This window comes from Mesorhizobium sp. B283B1A (assembly GCF_020165735.1).
GTDB lineage: Bacteria > Pseudomonadota > Alphaproteobacteria > Rhizobiales > Rhizobiaceae > Mesorhizobium > Mesorhizobium opportunistum.
The window spans coordinates 238,707-259,651 of the sequence record NZ_JAIUIQ010000002.1 but is presented as its reverse complement, the minus strand read 5'-3'; the positions used below and the strand labels follow the sequence as shown (position 1 = coordinate 259,651).

Here is a 20,945-nt window from a genome sequence, read left to right as displayed (position 1 = left end):
CCAGCGCCTCATTCCGTCACGCACCCCTCATCCGTCTCGGCGCTAGCGCGCCGATCCACCTTCTCCCGCAAGGGGAGAAGGAAGAACCGCACCACCTCTAGTACCCCAGCAGCTCCTTCAGCGGAATCACGCGCCAGACGTGTTTGATGGCGTAGCGGTTGAAGGTCAGTGTCTTCGGCGGATTGTACTGTTCGACCACCAGTTCGCCCGCGGTGCGCTTGACCAGCTTCTTGATGAAGGCCTTGCCGTTGCGCTCGTTCTCTTCCGGGAAGGTCTCGATCACCACATGGTCGCCAGGGACGGCATCGCGGCCGCCGCAATAGAGCATTTCGCCGGGCTCGTAGCGCGGCACCATGGAATCCGAAAGCACGTGCAGTGCAAACACCTTGCGCAGATGCGCGATGCCGGGCGGGCGCTGGACATAGCCGGCAACCTCGCCGTTGAATGTGAAGTCGCCATCGTCGCCGCCAACGGCCGCGCCCAGCAGCTCGATATCCATCGGTCCGGCGGGCAGGGGCCCGGCATCGGTGACGATCTCGGCGTCGGCCACCGGACCGGCATCGTCGAGGAAGACGACCTGCCCTTGGCCGAGCGCGACCGGATCGACGCGCAGGAAGGCGGCAGTCTTCAACAAGTTCTCGGTCTTGGGCAGATTGCGGCCGGTTTCCCAATTGCCGACGGCGGCGACATCAGTGTCGTTGTGCTCGGCGATGTGGCGCATGACCAGGCCGCGTTGCTTGCGCGCCTGGCGGATCGCCGCCCCGACCTTGATCGACAGTTCCGTTTTTGCCATGGACCCATGTGAGCGATGAAAGCTGCTCTCGTCTATGAAAGAATGGCTTGCATCTGTTTTTGAGTTATGCTTATATCTGGTCATGCAAAACATGTCCAGTTTCGATGGCGCGCTAGCGCCGGCCTCTTGCGAGGCGCATCCGGCGGCTGAAGTCGCCAGCCATTCCCTTCCGCTTCGGCCGTCCTCCTCCCCGGCCGGAGCGAAGCCCGAGGCTCCGTGCTTGACTGCACCAGCCTCGGGTCCGGTCCGCCCTTCAGCGGCGACCGGAACGGCCGGAGCCGCCGCTCCCCTCGGCTCCGGCCCCCAATTCGACGCGTGTGTCTTGCCCGGGCGATCCTGCATCCGCACGCAGGACGGCACCGTCATCCTGTTGGAGCCCGCAACGGGCAGGGCGGTGTCCGCCTCCGATAGAAAGACGGCCGAGGCGCGGCTTGCGCGCATCGCCGCGCAATCGATCCGCTCCGGCTGATCGCCGGCGAGAAGCCGGCGCTCGCATCGAACACCCTGACCGCGGCCCAGACCGGGCCCGAACCCGACGCCTGGACAGCGGTGCGCTTTCAAGCGTGGCCGAAGGCGAACCTTTGGATGGAGCCTGGAAATGGCAAGCTATACAGACGCCGAACTGCAGGAGATCGCCCGCTGGTTGAAGGAGGGGCGTTCGGCCTCGAGGATCGCCGCCGCGTTCAGTGCGCTGCGCGGCAGCCCGGTTTCGCGCAACGCCATCATCGGCATCGTCCACCGCAACGCCATGCTGGGTGCGGTCGGCTTTGCCAACCGCAGGGGACCGCCGGCCAGCGTCAAGCGGGTTGCGGTGAAGAGCAGGCGACAAGACCGAACGCGGGCAAAGAGCAGGGCCAACGGCAAGGTTGCCGCTGAAAAATTGCCCGACGCACAAATTGCCGGGGGCGGCGCCACTCGCAAAATCCAGACCAGGCCTGATCCTTCGCCGGCCTGGCTGCCGACGCGTCTGTTCGTGCGCGAGGTGGGTGTGCTGATCGCCGATGGCGAGGCCTATCGCCTGGAGGTGCCGGCGCCGCAGCGCGCACCCATCGGCCGCCAGCCGCATGGCGTGGCGATGCGGTTCATCGACTGCCTGTTTTCCCGCTGCCGCGCGCCGCTGGACATGGCGCTGGAGGAAGACCCCGAGAAGGATGCGCCGGGCGGGCGGCCGGGTGCCGACATGCTGTGCTGCGGCATGCGCACCAAGGCGCTGAAAAGCTATTGCAGCTATCACCAGGCGCGATTCCAGCGGCGGGTTTGCGGGTAACGCCAGGATGACTGAAGGGACGCGAACGCAAATCGTGCAGGTATCCGCCAGCCGGCGGATTTGAGGATTTCAAATGAAACAAGCCCGACACAAACGAACTCTCGCCGCCTTATTTCGGCATCTGCCGTCCCTGCTTGGGCAGGCGGCTTTGCGCTGTCCGGCCCTCGAGCGTCATCGCCGGACCCTTGTCTCCAACCAAAATGCCGGCGACACGGGCAAAGCCGGTGAACACTTTTATCGCATCGGATTCCGAGATCTGCGCGGCAATGGCCGCGCTGCAAGCGTTGAGCGCGCTGCGGTAGACGTGGCCGCGCCGCTCGATCGGCCAGCGTTGCAGGAAATCGGCGGCGTCGGCCACGCTGTCGATCTCCTCGACATGGCCGTCCAGGCATACTTTAAGCGGCACTCCGGTTTTCATCGTACCCACGGCGTTCACCTTCGGTCGTGCAGTGCACGCGGCTTTCAAGCCGACGCTCATAAACGCGCGAGACCAGCAGGCGGTTGCATGGCGGTCGGACCTGCCTCACGGGCGGGCGGCGGCGTCCAGCCAGTCATGCGCACGGCTTCTGCGCCTGGCCACCAATATGCCCTGCTGCCCGGCGGCGCGGATGAATGCTTCGAAGGCGGTGCGCGGACAGCAACTGCCCTCGACCGCCAGCCGCACCAGCCGTGCGGCGTCGAGATAGCCGGGCGAGGTTTTGTCTGGCCATTGCTGCCGAAGCGCCGTCGCGGCATCGGCCACCGAGCCCACCAACATGGTCTTGTTGTCGCAGAAGCGCAGCGTCACGGGCATGAAGGCCGTCATCGGCAATTCTCTCCTTGGAATCGACGCGAAACAACGTGCGGGCTGGAGGCTGGTTCCATCAACCGTGACCATGAGCGCGGCGCGGAGGCGAGCATGAGCGAACGGCCGTTCATGCCGCTCCCCGTCTCCGATTTCGTCGGCGACACGATGTCCTTCTCCACCGCACGAACTGGTGGCGAGGCGTGGGGCGCAAGCGCTCGCGAAGGCGGCGGGATGATCATCCCGCCAGCCTCTTCAACCACCCCAAGAACCCCAAGGAGCCAACCAATGCCCAAAAAAGCCAAAGCTGCCAAACCGCAGGCGCCGAAACTGCCGAAGGGCGAGGCCGAGCAGGTGCGCATCCGCCGTGAGGTCGGCCATGATTTCGCGCTAAGGGATGACGCCTTCGGCCGCAAGCGGCTGAACGCCGGAACGCACGAGGCACGGCGCGTCTACGAGGTGTCGAATGACGGTTTCACCTCCACCGGTGGCATCGTGCGGGTGCGCAATGTCGATCCGCTTCTGGGTATCACCTCGCTGTCGCGCCAGCAGCGCGAGGCCGGCCAGCGTTATCGCGAGGACTTCCAGTGCAGCCAGCAGGCGAGCGTCAAGCCCATGCGCTGGACCGAACGCGTCGACGGCGGTCGCCAGGGCGGCGGCATTGCCGACAGCGTGCTGGACGCCGGCCGCGCCAATGCCGCCGCCACAAGGGCGCTCGGCCACTGGGAGGTCGCCGCCGTGGTGCAAAAGGTCTGCTGTGCGGGCGGGTCGATCAAGAGCCTGGCCGGACAGACCGGCGAGGGCAGGGATGTGGTGACGAAGCTGTTGAAGGTGGGGCTGGATCTGCTGGCGGTGCACTATGGGATGATGCTGGGGCGGTGAGGGTGAGACAACGGCGCAAAAACCCGACCGACAGATGCCGGCCGGGTCAGTTGCAGAAGGTCAGGTCATCGGCAGACGCGGATTTCCTCAACGATCCTGTGGTGGTGGCGCCAGTGTCTGACCAGTTCGATGTGGCAACGGTGGTGCCGGTAGTAATAACCCCGGTGGTACGGTCTATAGCCGCTATCGTAGTCATCGTCGTAGGGGCTATAGACGTAGCGACTGCCATAGCCACCGTAATAATCATTGCCGTAATAATCGTTATAGCCGCCGCCGATGCCGATAAAAACGTGACTGCGAGCATCCGCCGGGGCGATCATCGCCGCCGCCGAAGCAATGGCGATAACCGAGACGAGTAGGAGCTTCTTCATGGCTACCTCCTTTTCAAGGTTTGCCTAATATAAACTCCCGAGATGCAGCCTCGTTCCGAAAATTCGCCAGCTGTGACGAACCAGGTGTTCACCAGGGAGCCCGATGCAATGGGGCGGTGAGGGGGCGGGGGAGCAAAGGTTTGTCGCGCTTCAATCCCTTGGAAGACGGCTTCGCTCAAGACGTCAGAAAACGTGTCTTGGCTACCGAGCCCAATCCACGTCGATCTCGGTTGGCTTTGGCAGCCGAAATCGCCGCAGCACGACGAGGTCGACCGTGAAGTTTATGATGTGGAATCAGGAGGCCAACATGCCTCCAAGGTTTGGCTGCCTGCAGATTCCCATCCGCGTAACGCTCGACCACAGGGGAGAAGGAAAGAGCGTTCTTCCATCTCCCTAAAACAGCGCCTTCTCCAGCGGCCCTTCCAGCGTTTTTGCAAACGCTGTCGCCAGATGGTGCCGGTCGCGGAAGGCGAGTTTGCCGTTGATGAAGACGTGGCATTCGGTGGCGCCGCAGAAGCGGTCGGTGAGGTCGACATAGAGCGTGCCTGGCACGCTTTTCACCACGGCGCGCTCGGCAGCCGCGACGCCGTCATTGGCGGCTTCGGTCCTTGGCGTGTCGCAGCGCGAGGGGGCCTCGCGCCACCACAGGGCGCGGGCCACGCAGGAGTCGGCGAAGCTGTCGCTGATCGGCGTGTCGCGGATGACGGCGGTCTCGACGCCGGCCTGGCTGAAGGCCTGCAAGGTGGAGCGCAGGCCGGCCTGCCAGCGCGCGGTCTCGGCTTCGCGGCTGGCGTCGGGCATGTCGCGGGTCAGATTGCCGAAAGAGAATTCCGAGATCACCACCAAGCGCGGCTTGCGGCGGATGATTTCTCCAATCGCCTGTTCGCGCCAGGCGTCGCATTCGGTGTAGTAGCGCTTCAGCACCGCGTTGAAGGTCGAAAGCCGCGAGGCCCGGCACGACGATTTGAGGTAGGTGACCACTTTGGTGTTGTTGCGTTTGGCCGCCTCTACCAGCGGCGTCGACCAGTGGTCGGCATGCGAATCGCCGAACAGCACGATGGTGTGGGCCGCGTCGGCTGGGCCGAACGCACAGGGTTTCGGCTTCACCGTGTTGAAATCGAGCAGGCAGCTCTTGTCGAGGGCGCGCGCGGTTGAGGGCTGCTCGGCCGCCTGCTCGATGCCGCGCTGCGCGGGGTCGATGTTGCGGGTGGCCAGATGCGCGTTGGCATAGGCCACCGCCACGCCGGCACCCGTCAGCGCCAGCGCGGGTGCCAACGCCCGGGCGCCGGCCGTCAGCCAGCCGAAACGCCGTCCCGGGTTCTCGATCAGGTGATAGCTGAACACCGACAGCGCCAGCGCCAGCGCGCCGCAACCGAGGCGCTGCGACGCATTGAGATCCGGCACCAGCATTTGCGCATAGACGATCACCGGCCAGTGCCAGAGATAGAGCGAATAGGAGAGCGCGCCGATCCATTGCAGCGGCGGCAGCGACAGTGCGGCGGCGGGCGCCCGCCAGCCTGTCAGTTCCCGCTCGCCAGCGCCGCTCAGCAGCACCAGCACCGTGCCGGCAACCGGCAACAGAGCGTACCAGCCGGGGAAGGGCAGGTCTTCGCTCAAGCAAAGGTAGGCCGCCGCGATCAGCGCCAGGCCGAGCCAGCCCTGCGCGGCCCGCAGTTGCGGCCGGCACGAGGCCGTCGGCGCCAGCGTTGCCAGGCCGCCCGCGGCGAACTCCCAGGCGCGCAGCGGCGAGAAATAGAAGGCCCAGGCCGGCGAGAGGCTGGTCAGCCACAAGCAAGCGGCGAAAGAGGCGAGGCCGGCCACGCCGATCACCGCCACGGCGGTTCGCCGGCCAGGGCGCAGCCAGGCGGCGAGCAGAAGCAGCGTCGGCCAGACGAGGTAGAATTGTTCCTCCACCGACAGCGACCAGAAGTGGATGAAGGGGTTGCTCAAGGCATCGGCGGCGAAATAGTCGAATGACCAGCGCAGCAGCCACAGATTGATTGCGTAGGCGCTGGCATACATGGCGCCGCGCGAATAGAGCGCCTGTTCCTGCGGCGCCAGGATGAAGTAGCCGACAGCCAGCGTGACCAGGATGACGAACAGGGCGGCGGGCAGAAGGCGCCGAGCGCGGCGGGCATAGAAGCGCCAGAGATCGAGCCTGCCGGTCTCCGTGATCTCCTGCATCAGATGCGTGGTGATCAGCCAGCCGGAAATGACGAAGAAGATGTCGACGCCGGCGAAGCCGCCGGGCAGCGCCGTAAGCCCGAAATGATAGGCAACGACGCCGCCGACGGCGAGCGCGCGCAACCCTTGTATGTCCGGCCGGAACGATGCCGACACGAGGCCTCCTTCGTGCAAGCCCAGCCCGCCAGCCCAGCTCGATGCAATGTCGGCCGGGACGGTCGATATCGCAATGCAACAAAATTATCGCAATGCAACATGGCCAGAAAAAGGAGGCAAGCGCCACAGGGCAGCGGAGCGGCAAGGGCGTACGGCGGCGGACGAGCACCAATGCCCGACAGTCACAAAAACAGCCCCGCGAACGGGGCTGTTTGCCTGTTAGAGCGACCGGCGGGTTACTTGCTGCCGCCGTTCTGCTTCACGCTGCTGCAGAATTCAGGATGGGTGTTGGTGGGGTTGGCGTTCTTGGCCTCGTCGGCGCAAGCCGTCATCATCGCGGTCTGGTCTTCCGGCGTCAGGGCCTTCCAGGCTTTGACGAAGTCGTCGTTGCTGCGCAGCGTCTTCATGCTGGAGTCGGTGTAGAAAGGCTGCATCTTGGCCGGGTCGTCGAGAGCGGACGTGCCGGTGTTGCCTGCGGCAAGAGCCGAGCCAGCGACCATAGAAAGCGTCATCGCGCCAAAACAGATCATCTTGATGTTCATGGTAGGATCCTTCCCTGTTGCCTTATGACCGTGTAAGCAACGGTCAGGCCCGGAACGGGGTCGGGATAGGGAAAGTTCCGATGACACGCCGGAAGCGGTGGGTTTTATCAAATATATTGTTTTGCATCCTGGAAACTTTTCGCCGGTTTCTTCGTTCGCCTGCAAGTGACCTGCCGTGGCACCATCGCGGGGGGTGTTTCCGCTTGATGCAAGGCAGTCACCGGTCCAAGTCTAGGATGCTTCGACCTTCTGCCGCGGCTGGGTCAGCGTGCGCGCGGCATCCGCTCCCGCCGCTAGAATGCGGTCCGACAATTCCGTTCCATCCACCGCGCGCGACAATTGAAGGGCGCCGATGAGCGCGGCGAAGACGCCCAGCGCCGCACCTTCCGGATCAGGGATGCCCGGCGGCAGGTCCTTCGCCAACTGGCGCACCAGGGTCAGCAGCCTTTCGGTGTAGAAAGCGCGTGTCTCCGGCGGCTGACGCGCGATTTCCGGCAACAGCGCGGCGGAGGCACAGCCAGTTTGCGGATGATCGCGGTGCTCGGGCGACAGATACATCGCCAGGGCCAGTTCCAGGCCACCAGAGGCAAGCACATCCTGCAATTGCTGCGACTGAGCCTCCAGGGCCGAGGCCACGCTCTCGCGTACGAGGTCGGCCTTGGACTGGAAGTGCGGATAAAAGGCGCCGTTCGTCATCCCGGCGTCGCTCATGATGCTGGCCAAGCCGGAGGCGGCGATGCCGTCGCCTCGAAAGCGGTGGGAAGCGACCTCCATGATCCGGCTGCGTGATGCATCCTTCCGGCCTTTGTCATAGCGCATGATGGTTCCTTCCGTTTTCCTATTGCATTATGAGCATAATGTGATATTACGACCATAATTCAATTGTCGATCACAGGCAAGACCTCTTACGTTTGGAGCCTTTAGAATGAACCGGAATTCGGGAAAGGTAGCTGTTGTGACCGGCGCCTCCTCAGGAATTGGCCGTGCCAGCGCCGAGATTTTGGCACGCGCCGGCTTCACTGTCTTCGGCACCAGCCGCAAGGCGTCCAGCCAGAGTTCGAACGGGATATCGATGCTGGTTTGCGACGTGACCGACGACGCGTCTGTCGCGTCGCTGGTCTCAACTGTCCTCGGCAAGACCGGCCGTATAGATCTCTTGGTCAACAATGCCGGCGTCGGGCTGCTGGGAGGCGCGGAAGAATCCTCGGTCGCGCAGTCGCAGGCTCTGTTCGACGTCAACCTGTTCGGCGTCATGCGCATCACCCACGCGGTGCTGCCGTCGATGCGCCGGCTGGGCGAAGGGCGCATCATCAATATCGGCTCGATCCTGGGACTGGTCCCGGCCCCGTATTCGGCCCATTATTCAGCCGTCAAGCACGCGCTCGAAGGCTATTCGGAATCGCTCGACCACGAGGTACGCGCCTTCAACATACGCGTTTCGGTCATCGAACCGGCATTCGTGCGCACCGTGTTCGACCAGAACGGATTCGAGCCCGATTCCGTCCTGCAGGACTATGATGAGGCGCGCGCAGGGCTCGAGGCATTGCTTCGCGACGTGATGCCCAAGGCGGATCCGCCGGACGTCGTGGCGAAGGTGGTTCTCCGGGCCGCGACCGACAGGCATCCACGGCGGCGCTACACCGCCGGCCAGGCAGCGCGACAGGTCAGCATGCTGCGCCGGTTCGCGCCGGCCGCGATGTTCGACAAAATCCTGCGCAAGCAATTTCGCCTGCCTGTCTGAACGAAGCGAGTGACTTAACGCATAAGCGACACACAAGCCCGGTCTGTTTCGCGCCGGCCATCGAAATCATTTTAGAAAGAAAACATGATGAAAGCCTTTGTTGTCGACAAGTATCAAAAGAAGGGTGCCCTGCGGCTCGCCGAAATGCCGGAGCCCGAGGTGCGGGACAATGATGTCCTGGTCGAAATTCACGCCGCCGGTATAAACCTTCTCGATTCCAAGCTCCGGGATGGTGAGTTCAAGCTGATTTTGCCCTATCGCCCGCCCTTCATCCTGGGCCATGACGTGGCCGGGATCGTCGTTCGGGTCGGATCGAAAGTCCGCAAATTCAAGCCCGGTGACGAGGTCTATGCGCGGCCACGCGACGGCCGGATCGGTGCGTTTGCCGAATTTATCGCGATGGATGAAGCCGACGTGGCGCTGAAGCCCAAAAACCTCAGCATGGAAGAAGCCGCCTCGATTCCGCTCGTGGGCCTGACCGCCTGGCAGGTTCTGGTCGAAACAGCCGGGCTGAAGAAAGGCCAGAAAGTGTTTATCCAGGCCGGTTCCGGTGGCGTGGGAACCTTCGCCATCCAGCTGGCAAAGCATCTCGGTGCGATCGTCGCGACGACGGCGAGCGCGGCGAGTGCCGATCTGGTGAAAGGCCTCGGAGCCGATATCGTCATCGACTACAAGAAAGACGATTTCGAGAACATCCTGCAAGGCTACGACGTCGTCGTGAACAGCCAGGACGCCAAGACGCTCGAAAAATCCCTGCATGTGCTGAAGCCGGGCGGCAAACTAATCTCCATTTCCGGCCCGCCAGATCCCGGATTTGCAGCCAAGCAGGGCTTGAACATGGTTCTGAAGCTGGTCCTGCGCCTGCTGAGCCGCAGTATACGCAGCAAGGCCAGGCGCGCGGGTGTCGGGTATTCGTTCCTGTTCATGCGGGCGCAGGGCGATCAGCTCGGCAAGATCACATCGCTCATCGAATCCGGCATCATACGGCCCGTCATGGACCGGACTTTTCCGTTCGAGAGCACCAACGAGGCATTGGCCTATGTCGAAACCGGGCGTGCCAAGGGCAAGGTCGTCGTCAAGATCAGATAGACAGAACGTTCGGCGGACGGTCCACATCCTTGCCTTGGCGCAATGGCGGGTACAAAACCGTTGCTTCAGCCGGCCGGCGCGGTCTCGATCTCCTGGAGATAAAACGTCTTGCTCGGCTGCAGATGGTCGACGCATAGCTGCGCCAGCACCCAATTGTCCCGGCGCTTCATCGCCTCGATCATCATCCAGTGGTGTTTTCGCGAGACGTCGAGCTTTTCCCTGTCGGCCAGCGAATTGGCGCGCACCGGCAGGCTGAGGCGCATGTAGTGCTCGATCGAGGAGACGAGATAGGCGTTGCCGCAGGCCGAGAGCATGGTGAGGTGGAAGCGGTCATTGGCCTCGTGGATGCCGCGCAGATAGGCGTTATCGATATGGCCGCCATAGATCTCATGGATCTCCATCAGCTCCGCGATCAGCGCATCGCTGGCCGGCAAGCGGATCATCAGCGCGGCCTGGCGTTGCAGCATTTCGCGCACCTCGTAGATCTGCCGTACCTCGTCGGGTGAAAGCCGGCGCACCATGGCGCCCTTGTTGCGCTCACGCGTGACGATGCCGAGTTTTTCCAGCTGGTAAAGCGCCTGGCGGATGGTGTGGCGAGACACAGGGAAACGGGCGAGCAGCACGTCCTCGACCAGCCGCTCGCCCGGCGCCAGCCGGCCGAAGATGATGTCCTCCTCCAGCGCATGCACTGTATCGGCTTCCTTGCCGCCATAGTCGAAGGCGTTGAGCATCGCGAACCCTTGTGTTCTCATTGGCCCAGGCCAACCTCTCATTGGCCAGCAATGCTACTCTAGCGCTCACGCACAAGGCTTACCACAAGCTGGTCGACGCCCGGGTCATCGAGGCTGACCACTCTGGACATCTGCAGCGCCTGCCGCAGGCTGATCCTGCCAACCTGCTGGCGCATGATGACCGGCACGCAGACCGGCCCCGCCGCGGTCAGAATGAAGGCGTTGCCGACCAGGACCGGTTCAGAGAAGGGCGCCCACTGAACGGCGACGATCGACGGTTCGCCGGTCTGGCGGCGGTTGATGCCGGCGAGATAGATCCAGTTCAGGCGCGAGATCGCCACGCCATAGTGCCAGCCCGGCGCCCGCGCTCCGTCCTGGCGATGGCCTTCGGCCCACCGGGTCACGCGCCTGAAGGTCACCAGCTCGGCCTCGCGCCGCACGAAGGTGGCCGACCGCATCAGAAGGTCGGGACGGTCGGGAACCGAAAAATAGGTGAAGTAGGTGCCGCCGGCGATGGCGGGAGAAGGGCCTTGCACCATGTTTTCGTAGAGCTTCTGGTGGAGCGGCGGCAGGGCAGGATGTCCGGGCGCTGCAACGTCCGGCGCCCGGTACAGTTCATCCTCCTCGATGCGGAAATAGTCGCAGATCAGTCGCGCCGTGGCCCGGTTGGGCACGCTCTTGCCTTGCAGGTAGCGCTCGAACTGCGAGCGGTTCATGTTCAATCCGCGGCACACGGCGGCGACCGACGCATGGCCGCTGACCAAGCGTCTGAGATTCGCGGCAAGATTCTTGCGGATTGGCACGACATCGCCCCGACAGACGTCCGAACCATTATTCAGTAAGTGCTTATATTCCGCCAATCTCGCACAACATCGTGCTGCCGCGAATGGGACCTTCGACCAATACCGCACGACGGGCGGGCCAATACGAAAAGGCCCGCCACCGACGCGACTCGTGGCGGGCCTTCTGGAGTAGACCGGGCTCGCCTTCGCCCGGCTGTTTTAAGAAACCGCGCAGCGGGACGATCGTTCCATCAGAAGAAGCCCGCTACTTTGGGGGAAGTGGGCTTTCTCCATTCTGGCCAGGGCCAGGTCTTCGATGTGCCAAGTCTTCGATGTGCCAAGTCTTCGATTCAGTGCGGGCATACCGAGATCGGACAGGCGACCGCGGTGACCGCCGACAGCCTGTCGCGCTTCACCAGAAGCGGCTTCTGGTAGGTCTTTTTCATTTGAATCCCCCATGCCCCGATGCGCCTGACGTAAGCCCCCGCGTCCGGTTGTTGTCAAGTTGCCTCTAAAATAAAGAGACGCCCGCCAGGCGAAGCCTGGCGGGGTGTTGATTGGAGGAGTGACGGATCGAATGGGAGACGATCCGACTGAAAAACGCAAAGGCCGGATAAAGGTTCCAACGGCAAGGCATCTCGACGTGAATTCGATACCTTGTCACGATCCGGGCCGCGCGCGCAGGTCAGTCTCCGCACTGGGAGATCGGACAGACAAGCGCCGTCACCGAGGACAGTTTTTGGCGCTTCAGAAGCGTCGGCTTTGCATAGCTTTTCTTCATTTTGTTCCCCTTTGCCCAAGTTTACCAGCTGGACTTGACGCTCACGAAAGGGCCGATGTCAAAACGTTTCGTCTCCTGCAGCCCCGCACTCGTTGGAATTTCAGTTCTTGCTGATGCTAAAATCACGCACAGCAGCCGCAAAGCCGGTGGTCGTGGCCGTGATCTCGTTCTCGTCGGTCTGCTTGCCGCGTCTCGGCCTAGTTCCTGTCCGCCGGCTTCGAGCGCATCCTCGACACCGTCTCGCGCTCGGCGCGTTTGGAGCGCAGCGGCGGCAGGCCGCGGTCGATCAGGTCCATGTCCTCCAGCACCATGTCGCCCATGCGCTTGAAGGCGATGTCGAGCGCGCCGGCGCGGTGGGCGGAGCGCAGGAAGCCGGGGATGGCGCGGACGGGATGATCCTGCGCCAGTGGTTCCTCGGGGAAGACATCGCTGGCGGCGACGATGTGGCCGCTCTTGACCGCCGCCATCAGCGCTGGGAAGTCGACCACGCCGGCGCGGCTCAGCAGGATGAAGGCGGCGCCCTTGCGCATGCTGGCGAAGGCCTGGCTGCCCAGAAAGCCCTGGTTCTCGGAGGTCACCGAGGCGACGACGAAGACGAAGTCGCTCTGCGACAGCACGTCGTCGAGCGAGGCCGGCTCGACGCCGTTGTCGATCAGGATCGACGGCGGCAGCCAGGGATCGAACACTTTGGTGCGGGTACGAAATCCCGAGAGCAGGCGGTTCAGCGCGCGGCCGAGATCGCCGAAGCCGATGATGCCGACATCGGCGCCTGAAAGCAGCCGCGCCGTCAGGTTGCCGTCGCCGCCCCATAGCTCCTTGCCCTGTCGGAAGGCGAGGTCGGCATCGACGATGTTGCGGGCAAGGTTGAGCGCCATGGCAAGGCCAAGCTCGGCCACCGGCTCGGCGAAGACGAGACCGGTGGTGACGACATGGATGCCGCGGGCAAACAGCGTCTCGTAGGGCATGTTGTTGATGAGGTTGGTCTCGACATTGAAGACGCAGCGCAGCGCCTTCATCTGCGCCAATGTTTCTTCCGAGATCGGCGGCTGGCCGATGATGTAGCGTGCCCCGGCCAAAACATCGGCCGGCAGTTTGGCGACACCGTCGGCGGTCGTCTCGACGACGCGGTAGTTCGCCTTGAGACGTGCCAACTGCGGTGGCGTGAAGATCAGCTCGAGCGTGCGTGGTTCCGGCGCGCTGATGACCAGCGGCAAATCCTTGCTTGACATGACGATTCCTCCCGGCGCGATCCTCGTCGCGTTCTCGGCGAGCAAAATACCGCCAGTGAAACGATTTACAACCACGAAAAATCGATTTACTTATTTCGGCAGCAGGTAAATGCGGGGCCTGCCCTCGGAGGAGGAGCAATGGCGCACAAGCAGGCCCAGCAGCGGCGTCCGTCGATCCACGACGTGGCAAGCCGCGCCGGCGTGTCCGCGGCCACCGTTTCCAAGGTCATGGCCGGCGTCACCACGGTGAAGCCGGAAAATGCGCAGCGTGTCTTCGATGCCGTCGAACAATTGGGCTACCGCGTCGATCCGCTGGCCTCCGACATGCGCCGGGCCAAGCGCCGCATCATCGGCGCCATCATGCCTGAATTCGAAAGCGAATTCTTCGGCCAGATGCTCACCCAACTCGAAAGCCTGGCAGAGCAGCGTGGCTACACGCTGGTGGCGGCGTCGAGCCGCGAATCCGAGGCGCGCGAAACGGAAATTCTCGCCCGCATGCATGACTGGCGGGTCGCCGGCGTCGTGCTGGCGCCGGTGCGCAACGAGCATGGCCCGGCAGCCGCGTTCATGAAGGCCAATGGCATGACCGGCGTGCTGATCGACCGTGTGCTCTCCGACGACGCCTTCGATACGGTCTCCGCCGACAGCGCCGCGGCCAGTGCCGAGGTGGCGCGCGACCTTCTCGGCAAGGGTCATCGCCACATATTGGTGGTCGGCCTTGGCGAACAGGCGGCGACGGTGCGTGCGCGCCTCGACGGCTTTCGCGCCACGGCGCTCGGACTGGCGCCGGATGTGCGCATCGATGTCGTGCTCGCCGAAACGGATGTCGAACCGCTGCGGGCACAATTGCGCGACTATTTTGCAAAAGGCGAGCGCCCGACGGCCGTGTACTCGCTGTTCCTCAAGGGCACGCTGGTTGCGCTGTCCGAATTCCGCCGCCGTGGCTGGCACTGCCCCAACGACATCTCGCTGATCGGCTTCGACGACGCCGAATGGATGCAGGTGACATGGCCGGCCATCGCCGCCGTCGTGCAGCCGGTGCGCCAGATCGCCGGCCATGCGATGGATGCGCTGTTCGCCAGGATTGAAGGCAAGGAGGGACCGCCGACGGCGCGGCTCGACCCTTGCCGGGTCTTGATGCGGGAATCCGTTGGCAACGTCCCGCATTCCGGGTGAGGCTGAGATGAACGTTTTTGGACTGCACACATTTGCCATTGCGCCGGTCTGGGACCTGGACCTGATCGAGCCGCAGATGGAGCGGCTGAAGGGGCTCGGCATCGGCCTTTTGGAAATCCCGCTGCTGCGCCCTGAAGAGATCGACACTCTGCGCACGCGCGCCTTTGCCGAACGGTGGAATGTCGAGCTTATTCCTTCGCTTGGCCTGCCTGCTTCACTCGACGTGGTGGCGCGGCCTGACGAGGCGCTGGCCTTCCTCGAACCGGCCTTTGGCGTCTGCGAGGCGGTGGGCAGCGGAGCCCTTGGCGGCGTCACCTACGGCACGATCGGCAAGACCACGGGCCGCGCGCCGACGGCTGGCGAAATCGACGGCATGTGCCGCTTCCTGGTGCGCGCGGCCAAGGCCGCCAGGGGGCATGGAGCTCGGCATCGAGCCCTGCAACCGTTACGAGACGCATCTGATCAACCGCGGCATCGACGCGGCGCGGATTATCGAGCGCGTCGGCGCCGACAACATCTTCATCCATCTCGACACCTATCACATGCATATCGAGGAGGAGAGTTTCGAGGCCGGCTTCCGCGCGGCGGCGCCCTATCTCGGCTATGTCCATGTCTCGGAAGCCAATCGAGGCGTGCCGGGGCGCGGCATGCTCAACTGGGCGGCCTGCATGAAGGCCATATCGGAGATCGGCTACAGCGGCGCCCTCACGCTGGAAAGCATGAACCATGTCGATGTCGACATTGCCGGCGGGCTCGCCGTGTGGCGGCCGGTGGCGGAAAATCCCGACGATGTGATTGGCGTGGGGCTGCCGTTCCTACGCGAGGAAGCGAGGAAGGCTGGGCTGCAGTTGGGGTGAGGACACGATCGAAGCTGTGGAGTCCGTCCTGGCACAATTGACACAGCGCCGCGAAGCGGTTCTTCTGGGGCAGCATTCAACGCGGAGGGCACCATCCGGTGAAGAAATACGAGAAGCCAAGCTGGCAGAAGCGGGAACGGCTTTCGGCCGTGTCGGCCGCGCCGGCGACGTCACCCGGTTCGAAGCCGCCGCCCTGAGCGGCCTGGCGCATTGGCCTTTCGAAATGCGAGGCGCGATCGGTCGATCGCGCCTTTTGCTTTTGGTGATGGCGTGACGCATCCTGAGACACCAAGGGCTTCCTTTTCCGCAGGGACGTGAGAAGGAAAGACACCTCGCTGCCCTCCACGGCGAGACAGGAATCCCTCACGCCATACCGGGCTGCCGCCGCGATCCCAGATGGCGCACCTTGCGGCCGATGATCATCAACTGGCGCGCGGTGTTGTTGCGCAGGCGCCGGACACGCCATTCCAGCCCGGTTTCGGTGGTGATCCGCTTGGCGTAGAAGCTCACACGCATGCCTTTCTCATCGGAAGTCACTTTCACCGGGTCGTCATAGAAGGCGTCGATCTTGTCAGCCGCCATGCCTGGTGTTTCCAGCCAGCGTGGAATGTGAACCGAGTGAAGCTGATCGACATCGATCATCACCCGCCCGATGCCGACGCCCGGCGTCGGGCATGTCGTGCAGAATGCGTCGCCGATGAAGACGACCCCGTCGCGGCGGTGGCCTTGCGTCGTGGTCAGATTGACCTGCCTGACCTCGACGGGGCTTGCTATTTCGAAGTTGCCGCACTGCGCCGAAATCTCGGGCATCAGTTCGCATAGCATCTTCTGCGGATCGGCGCGAAAGTCCCTTGTCCATTGTTCGGCGACGGTGCGGTAGACGAACATGTTCGCCCGCATCTTGTTGCCGATCGGAAAGATGGTGAGGTAGGCGACACGGTCCTCGGCCCGCCTGCCGTAGCAGGTAAGTGCCTGATAGGTGCAATCACGCGGCGAGATGGCGAGGTCGAATCCCATCGAGAGCGAGTGGGCCTTGGATTCTTCGATGCGCTCGACGCCTATGGCGCGCCGCACCGCTTCGCTGTAGCCGGTGGCCACCACCAGCAGGCGGGCATTGATGACGGAGCCGTCGGCCAGCACAAGCCGCTGCCGGTCCGGTCCGGTCGAGACCTCGGTTACCTTGCCGACCGTCAATGGCACTTGGGGCGGCAAGGCATCACGCAGGCCGTTGATCAGCGAGCCATAGGAAAATGCGTATTCCCACTTCTTTTCACGTGCGAAGAATTGGCCGAGCCGGAAGACATAAAGATCGGAAAACGGGGTGACGAGCGGCATGACGGTCTTGTCGAGGCCGAGCTTCTCGAACAGCTGCATCTGATCCGCGCCGATCTTCTCGGCCCGGAACTCATCGTGATGAACGCGGTGCGGATCGATCAGCGCCACCTTGCGTCCGGCTTTTCCCAACAGCGTTGCCAGGCTGGTGCCGGCCATTCCGGCGCCTACGATCGCCACGTCGACTTCGGCCGCGCCAGCCTTAGCGATCGTCATTTCATTGCCCTTTCCGCTGGTCATCTTCCGTCTCCACAATCTGTGGTGGGAATATCTTCCCGAGCCAAATCAACCTCAAGCAACCACCGCGAGCGGCTGGTAGTAACCAATGTTCAGGTTAATGACCGCCGCCTCTGTGTTTCCAGCGCGGCGCGATCGCCGAGCCATCGATGAATTCCAGGCCGCCCGCTTCGTTGAGCGTGTGCAACTTGCGGCCACTCCATAGCGCACCAGGGGTTAAGATCGTCTCGACAACCTGCTCCATGCCGTTCAAATCGAGGTGAGCGATGCGTGCGATACCAAGGGCCGCGCCATAACTCCTGCGGCAGTCCTGCACAGGACGCAGCAGGTCGTTGCCGCGTTTGACCATGCGGCCCGCCGGGCGCGCCGAGGCGATGTCGATCAGCACCGGGTTCTTAGGGTGCGGTGTCCACGGCCCGCGAAAGTCGGGCGCCGACCACAGATGCAGCGCGTCGGAGAACGCGCCGCCGCCATCTCGGACGGTGGCGAACAGCCACCAGCGCCCGCCATGCTCGACCAGGGTGGCATCGCTGGCCACGATGTCGGACAGCAGCGTCGCTTCCTTGACCCATCCGCCGGGAAAGGCGGTGGCGCGGTAGAGATCGACAGTGCGGTTGGCGCAGCTTTCCGGCACCATCCAGACCTCGCCGTCGCGCTCGAAGACGAAGGGGTAGGATAGGTGGTAGGGCAGGTCGAGCACGGGCTCCGGTCGGCCAACCGGGCCTGACGGGCCGAACGGCACGGCGGAGATGATGGCCTTGCCGAGACGGTGGATATAGTCCTCGACGAAAAGGGTCACCTTTCCCTGGTAGAGGATCGGGAACGGATCGGCGTAGAAGCGGCTGCCGTCGTCGGGCAACACTTGCCAGCCGGTTGCCGGATGTGCGCGCAGGTCGACCAGATCCCGCCCCCCGGTCTCGCGCCAACCGACCTTCCAGTGCGGGGCGTTGTAGCAGAGGTGGTAGATTTTCTGGACGATGCGCCGCGCCAGCGCCTTGCCCGCCCTGACACCGAGCTTGGCGGTAGAGGGTATTTGCGGTGGGACGCCAGCCTGCGCTGGCTCGGGCAGGACGGGTAGGGCGGCATGCGCCGCGCCGGTCATTGCCGCGACGATCAGGCTTGCCGTGCGTGCCAGCATATCCTGGAAGGTGGCCAGTGCGATGCCGCCATATTCGGTGCCCAGACGTCCTTCGGCGACAGTGGTGTCATTCTCCTCGATGCGGGCAATCGGCGTGCGGCCGTCGAGGATCAGCGCCAGTAGCGCCGCTTCGCCGGCGACGCCGTCATGGGTGACGCGCCAGACCCGCGTTCCTTCCAGCTTCACGTCGCCACAAAGGTCGATCACCAGGTCCGGTGACGCGGAGGGCTGCGTCGCCTGGTAGGGCGCGAGCGCCGAAAGCGGCAAGCGTTTGGCCAGCCCGTTGGCGGGCAGGCCATGAATGGCCGTCTCAAGCTGAAACAGCGCCGCGGCGCTGCCCGGAATGCCGCTTTCGGCTGGCCTGACGTCGACCGAAACCAGCGCCGTCGCCGCCAGGCGCTGCAGCAGGTTCAGGTGAAAGGCACGCAGGCCCTCGCTGTCCAGGCGCAGGCTCACCTGCATGTCGCACCCCTAGCATTCTGACGTTCGGTATCTGGCTGATCGAAAATTGGGCATGGGGAATTGCCGGACGGGCGGGGTCGGGTGAAAATCTGGCCCATTTCCATTCGTTTCCCGCTCGCCCGCGCCGTGTCAACACACCCGTGACTTTACTACGCAAACTTCGTGCCAGAAATCTTAAGACTTCCCAATATAATTAACAGTGTTTTAACAGTTGGAGGAATAGCTAGAACCACGCCGCAATTTGATCTTTGCAGGCAGATGGAGTGTTGTCGGAGCGACCCTTGCAATCATCCCTGCTCTCGATGCCGCAACAACACCCTCCCGAGGTGATGCAATACGCTCCGGAGGCAGTGCCGGCGCCGTCTTACGCACCCTCGACCGTCGAACTCGGTGACGTGAAGCGCATATTGGTGCGCCGCCGTTTCCTGATCCTGGCGACCGCCGCGCTGTTGACCCTCGTGACGCTGGTCTATGGGTTGTTCACCCCGGCGCTCTATAGCTCGGTGGCGGAAATCATCATCGATCCGCAAGACCTGCAGGTGGTCAACAACGACGTCAATCCGAGCCGGGTTCCGCCCGATGGCGGCATCACGATCGTGGAAAGCCAAGTCAGCGTCGTCCAGTCGACGGGCGTGTTGCTCAGGGCCATCCAGGCGACCAACCTGACCGAGGATCCCGAATTTAACGGGCAGGGCGGGTTACTGAGCCGTTTGCTCGGCGGCTTGCTAGGTTCAGGATCGGCCGAAACCGACAAGACGGGGAAGACGCTCGATGCGCTGCGCCGGGTGCTGGCGGTGAAGCGGGCCGACAAGGTGCTGGTCCTCGACGTGATCGTCACGGCCAAGAGCGCCGACAAGGCGGCAAAGCTCGCCAATGCCATCGCGCAGGCCTACCTGGCCGATCAGGCCGCCGCGCGCGCGAAGATGGCGACGGATGCTTCCGATTCCATAGGCGCGCGGCTGGAAGAACAGCGCAAGCGCGTCCAGAAGGCCGAGAATGCCGTCGAGGCTTACAAGTCCGCCAACAACATGGTGATGGCGGCGGGCAATCTGGTAAGCGACCAGGAACTGACCGAGATCAATACGCAGCTTTCGGCGGCGCAGAGCCGCACCGCGACGCTGAAGGCGCAGGTCGACCAACTGCGCAGGTCCGGCGGTGCGCCGGAGGCGACCTCGGAGGCCATGCGTTCCTCGGTGATTTCGAGCCTGCGGGCGCAGGAGGCAACGCTTGTCGACCAGGTTTCGCAGCTCGGCACGGAACTCGGGCCGCGCCACCCTTCGATGATCGCGGCGCAGCAGCAGCTGCGCGATACGCGCGCGCTCATCGCGCGTGAACTCGGCCGCATCAGCGCCGCCGCCGAAACCGACTATGAGCGGGCGCTGGCCAACCAGCAGGCGCTCGAAGCCAAGGTCGCCGGCATGAAGAGCAAGTCGCTCGATACCGACCAGGCCTCGGTCAAGCTGCGCGAATTGCAGCGCGATCTCGAGGCGCTGCGCTCCGTCTACGCCACCTATCTGCAGCGGGCGCAGGAAACGCGCGAGCAGGTCAATGTCGACAGCACCAATGCGCGCATCATCTCCAAGGCCATGCCCGCCCTGAAGAAGAGCTGGCCGCCTCTCGCGCTGTTGCTTGTCGGCGCGATCTTCGGCGGCCTGGGCCTGGGCACCGGCCTGGCGCTGATCGCGGAATATTCCTCGCCGACGGTGCTTTCCAGCAATCAGATGCAATCGGCCATCGAAGCCCCCGTGCTGGGCGTGCTGCCGGCAAAGTCGGGCGGTCGCCGCTGGTGGCCTTTCGGCGGCTCGGCCGCACCGGCCAGCCAGAAGATGGATGCGGTCGCGGGGCTGGCGCTCCGGCGCATGTTCTCTTCCGGCCGGCGTCCGCCGAACTGGCCGCTGGTGCCGTCGATCCTGTTGACGTCGCCGCCCGAGGACGCCGCGCAGCGCGGCAGGGTGGCGCGCCTGCTCGCCAATGCAGCCGCTGCCCGGGGCAGCCGCGTCCTGTTCATCGACGTCAATGCCGGCAGCCGCCAAAAGGACCCGCAACCCGGCCTGCTCGACGTGCTGCGTGGCGAATACGCCTTCGAGGCGCTGAGCCAGTACAGGCCCGGCAGCAATGTCGCGGTGCTGGGCAGGGGCCGGCCGACCGCGGTCTTCCAGGAGGCGCAGGGCGCCTATTTCGCGCAGCACATGCTGGCCCAGGCGAGCCGCAGCTTCGAGCTCGTCGTCATCGATGGCGGCGCGCTGGCCGATAATCTCAACGCCTCGCCGCTGGTGTCCATGGTCGACGAGATCCTGATCGTCGCCACACTGAATTCGACACCAATGCGCGATGTCACGGCAGCCACGCAGGCCATTTCGGTCATGGGGCGGCTGCCGACAGGCGCGATGCTGGTCGACGAGGCGGCCTGA

Annotated in this window: 22 protein-coding genes; 8 read left to right on the top strand and 14 right to left on the bottom strand. The window is 63.9% G+C overall.

The genetic code is table 11. The annotated features are described in order from the left end of the window. Positions 1 to 97: 97 nt before the first annotated feature. A complete protein-coding gene (locus LB577_RS02670; protein WP_224685441.1) occupies positions 98 to 793 on the bottom strand; it encodes an XRE family transcriptional regulator in 696 nt (231 codons plus the stop codon). Positions 794 to 1,115: 322 nt separating this feature from the next. Between LB577_RS02670 and LB577_RS02665 the strand changes: the two genes are divergently transcribed. Beyond that, entirely contained in the window at positions 1,116 to 1,262 is a 147-nt protein-coding gene (locus LB577_RS02665) for a hypothetical protein (protein ID WP_224685440.1), read from the top strand. Positions 1,263 to 1,391: 129 nt separating this feature from the next. Further along, on the top strand, positions 1,392 to 2,060 hold the full coding sequence (locus tag LB577_RS02660; protein ID WP_224685439.1) for a GcrA family cell cycle regulator: 669 nt from the start codon (positions 1,392 to 1,394) through the stop codon (positions 2,058 to 2,060). Between the two features lie 109 nt (positions 2,061 to 2,169). On the opposite strand, the gene LB577_RS02655 is transcribed toward LB577_RS02660, so the two are convergent. Together LB577_RS02655 and LB577_RS02650 are read right to left on the bottom strand one after the other, a co-directional pair. Beyond that, a complete protein-coding gene (locus LB577_RS02655; RefSeq protein WP_224685438.1) occupies positions 2,170 to 2,538 on the bottom strand; it encodes a DUF982 domain-containing protein in 369 nt (122 codons plus the stop codon). Positions 2,539 to 2,583: 45 nt separating this feature from the next. Next, complete coding sequence (locus LB577_RS02650) at positions 2,584 to 2,865, bottom strand: DUF982 domain-containing protein (RefSeq protein ID WP_023767160.1); 282 nt, start codon at positions 2,863 to 2,865, stop codon at positions 2,584 to 2,586. Between the two features lie 267 nt (positions 2,866 to 3,132). Here LB577_RS02650 and LB577_RS02645 point away from each other — a divergent pair, with 267 nt between their 5' ends. After that, entirely contained in the window at positions 3,133 to 3,726 is a 594-nt protein-coding gene (locus tag LB577_RS02645) for a DUF6456 domain-containing protein (RefSeq protein ID WP_224685437.1), read from the top strand. Between the two features lie 65 nt (positions 3,727 to 3,791). On the opposite strand, the gene LB577_RS02640 is transcribed toward LB577_RS02645, so the two are convergent. From LB577_RS02640 to LB577_RS02625, 4 genes are all read right to left on the bottom strand, one after another. After that, complete coding sequence (locus tag LB577_RS02640; RefSeq protein WP_224685436.1) at positions 3,792 to 4,097, bottom strand: hypothetical protein; 306 nt, start codon at positions 4,095 to 4,097, stop codon at positions 3,792 to 3,794. A gap of 393 nt (positions 4,098 to 4,490) precedes the next feature. Next, positions 4,491 to 6,437 carry an acyltransferase family protein gene (locus tag LB577_RS02635; protein WP_224685435.1) on the bottom strand — a complete coding sequence of 649 codons (1,947 nt, stop codon included), beginning with the start codon at positions 6,435 to 6,437 and terminating at the stop codon, positions 4,491 to 4,493. A 236-nt stretch (positions 6,438 to 6,673) separates the two neighbouring features. Then, complete coding sequence (locus LB577_RS02630) at positions 6,674 to 6,979, bottom strand: hypothetical protein (protein WP_023767165.1); 306 nt, start codon at positions 6,977 to 6,979, stop codon at positions 6,674 to 6,676. 231 nt (positions 6,980 to 7,210) lie between these two features. Then, positions 7,211 to 7,798 (bottom strand): TetR/AcrR family transcriptional regulator, encoded by a 588-nt coding sequence (locus LB577_RS02625; protein ID WP_224685434.1) that lies wholly within the window; start codon positions 7,796 to 7,798, stop codon positions 7,211 to 7,213. A gap of 106 nt (positions 7,799 to 7,904) precedes the next feature. Between LB577_RS02625 and LB577_RS02620 the strand changes: the two genes are divergently transcribed. Together LB577_RS02620 and LB577_RS02615 are read left to right on the top strand one after the other, a co-directional pair. Then, positions 7,905 to 8,720, top strand: a complete 816-nt coding sequence (locus tag LB577_RS02620) for an oxidoreductase (RefSeq protein WP_224685433.1) — start codon at positions 7,905 to 7,907, stop codon at positions 8,718 to 8,720. 87 nt (positions 8,721 to 8,807) lie between these two features. Beyond that, positions 8,808 to 9,809 (top strand): NADP-dependent oxidoreductase, encoded by a 1,002-nt coding sequence (locus tag LB577_RS02615; protein WP_224685432.1) that lies wholly within the window; start codon positions 8,808 to 8,810, stop codon positions 9,807 to 9,809. Positions 9,810 to 9,874: 65 nt separating this feature from the next. On the opposite strand, the gene LB577_RS02610 is transcribed toward LB577_RS02615, so the two are convergent. From LB577_RS02610 to LB577_RS02600, 3 genes are all read right to left on the bottom strand, one after another. Further along, positions 9,875 to 10,540 (bottom strand): GntR family transcriptional regulator, encoded by a 666-nt coding sequence (locus LB577_RS02610; protein ID WP_224685451.1) that lies wholly within the window; start codon positions 10,538 to 10,540, stop codon positions 9,875 to 9,877. Between the two features lie 59 nt (positions 10,541 to 10,599). Next, positions 10,600 to 11,343, bottom strand: coding sequence for a helix-turn-helix domain-containing protein (locus LB577_RS02605; protein WP_224685431.1), 744 nt, complete (start codon positions 11,341 to 11,343; stop codon positions 10,600 to 10,602). A gap of 957 nt (positions 11,344 to 12,300) precedes the next feature. Next, positions 12,301 to 13,332, bottom strand: a complete 1,032-nt coding sequence (locus LB577_RS02600) for a hydroxyacid dehydrogenase (RefSeq protein WP_031250560.1) — start codon at positions 13,330 to 13,332, stop codon at positions 12,301 to 12,303. Positions 13,333 to 13,470: 138 nt separating this feature from the next. Between LB577_RS02600 and LB577_RS02595 the strand changes: the two genes are divergently transcribed. Continuing rightward, positions 13,471 to 14,508 (top strand): LacI family DNA-binding transcriptional regulator, encoded by a 1,038-nt coding sequence (locus LB577_RS02595; RefSeq protein ID WP_224685430.1) that lies wholly within the window; start codon positions 13,471 to 13,473, stop codon positions 14,506 to 14,508. A 214-nt stretch (positions 14,509 to 14,722) separates the two neighbouring features. Here the strand turns inward: LB577_RS02595 and LB577_RS02590 are convergent, their stop codons facing one another. Continuing rightward, positions 14,723 to 14,938 (bottom strand): hypothetical protein, encoded by a 216-nt coding sequence (locus tag LB577_RS02590; protein ID WP_224685453.1) that lies wholly within the window; start codon positions 14,936 to 14,938, stop codon positions 14,723 to 14,725. On the opposite strand from LB577_RS02590, the gene LB577_RS02585 reads away from it, so the two are divergent. After that, complete coding sequence (locus LB577_RS02585) at positions 14,865 to 15,365, top strand: sugar phosphate isomerase/epimerase family protein (protein WP_224685450.1); 501 nt, start codon at positions 14,865 to 14,867, stop codon at positions 15,363 to 15,365. The genes LB577_RS02590 and LB577_RS02585 overlap by 74 nt on opposite strands. A gap of 76 nt (positions 15,366 to 15,441) precedes the next feature. Here LB577_RS02585 and LB577_RS33070 read toward each other — a convergent pair whose 3' ends face one another. The 3 genes from LB577_RS33070 to LB577_RS02575 form a co-directional block, all read right to left on the bottom strand. Beyond that, the gene (locus LB577_RS33070; protein WP_263495791.1) at positions 15,442 to 15,576 is read right to left on the bottom strand and encodes a hypothetical protein; all 135 of its coding nucleotides are present in this window, start codon (positions 15,574 to 15,576) and stop codon (positions 15,442 to 15,444) included. Positions 15,577 to 15,728: 152 nt separating this feature from the next. Then, positions 15,729 to 16,937: an FAD-dependent oxidoreductase gene (locus tag LB577_RS02580; protein ID WP_224685429.1), complete on the bottom strand. Its 1,209-nt coding sequence runs from the start codon at positions 16,935 to 16,937 to the stop codon at positions 15,729 to 15,731. Positions 16,938 to 17,031: 94 nt separating this feature from the next. Beyond that, entirely contained in the window at positions 17,032 to 18,534 is a 1,503-nt protein-coding gene (locus LB577_RS02575; RefSeq protein ID WP_224685428.1) for a formyl transferase, read from the bottom strand. A 281-nt stretch (positions 18,535 to 18,815) separates the two neighbouring features. Here LB577_RS02575 and LB577_RS02570 point away from each other — a divergent pair, with 281 nt between their 5' ends. After that, entirely contained in the window at positions 18,816 to 20,945 is a 2,130-nt protein-coding gene (locus tag LB577_RS02570; protein WP_224685427.1) for a GumC family protein, read from the top strand.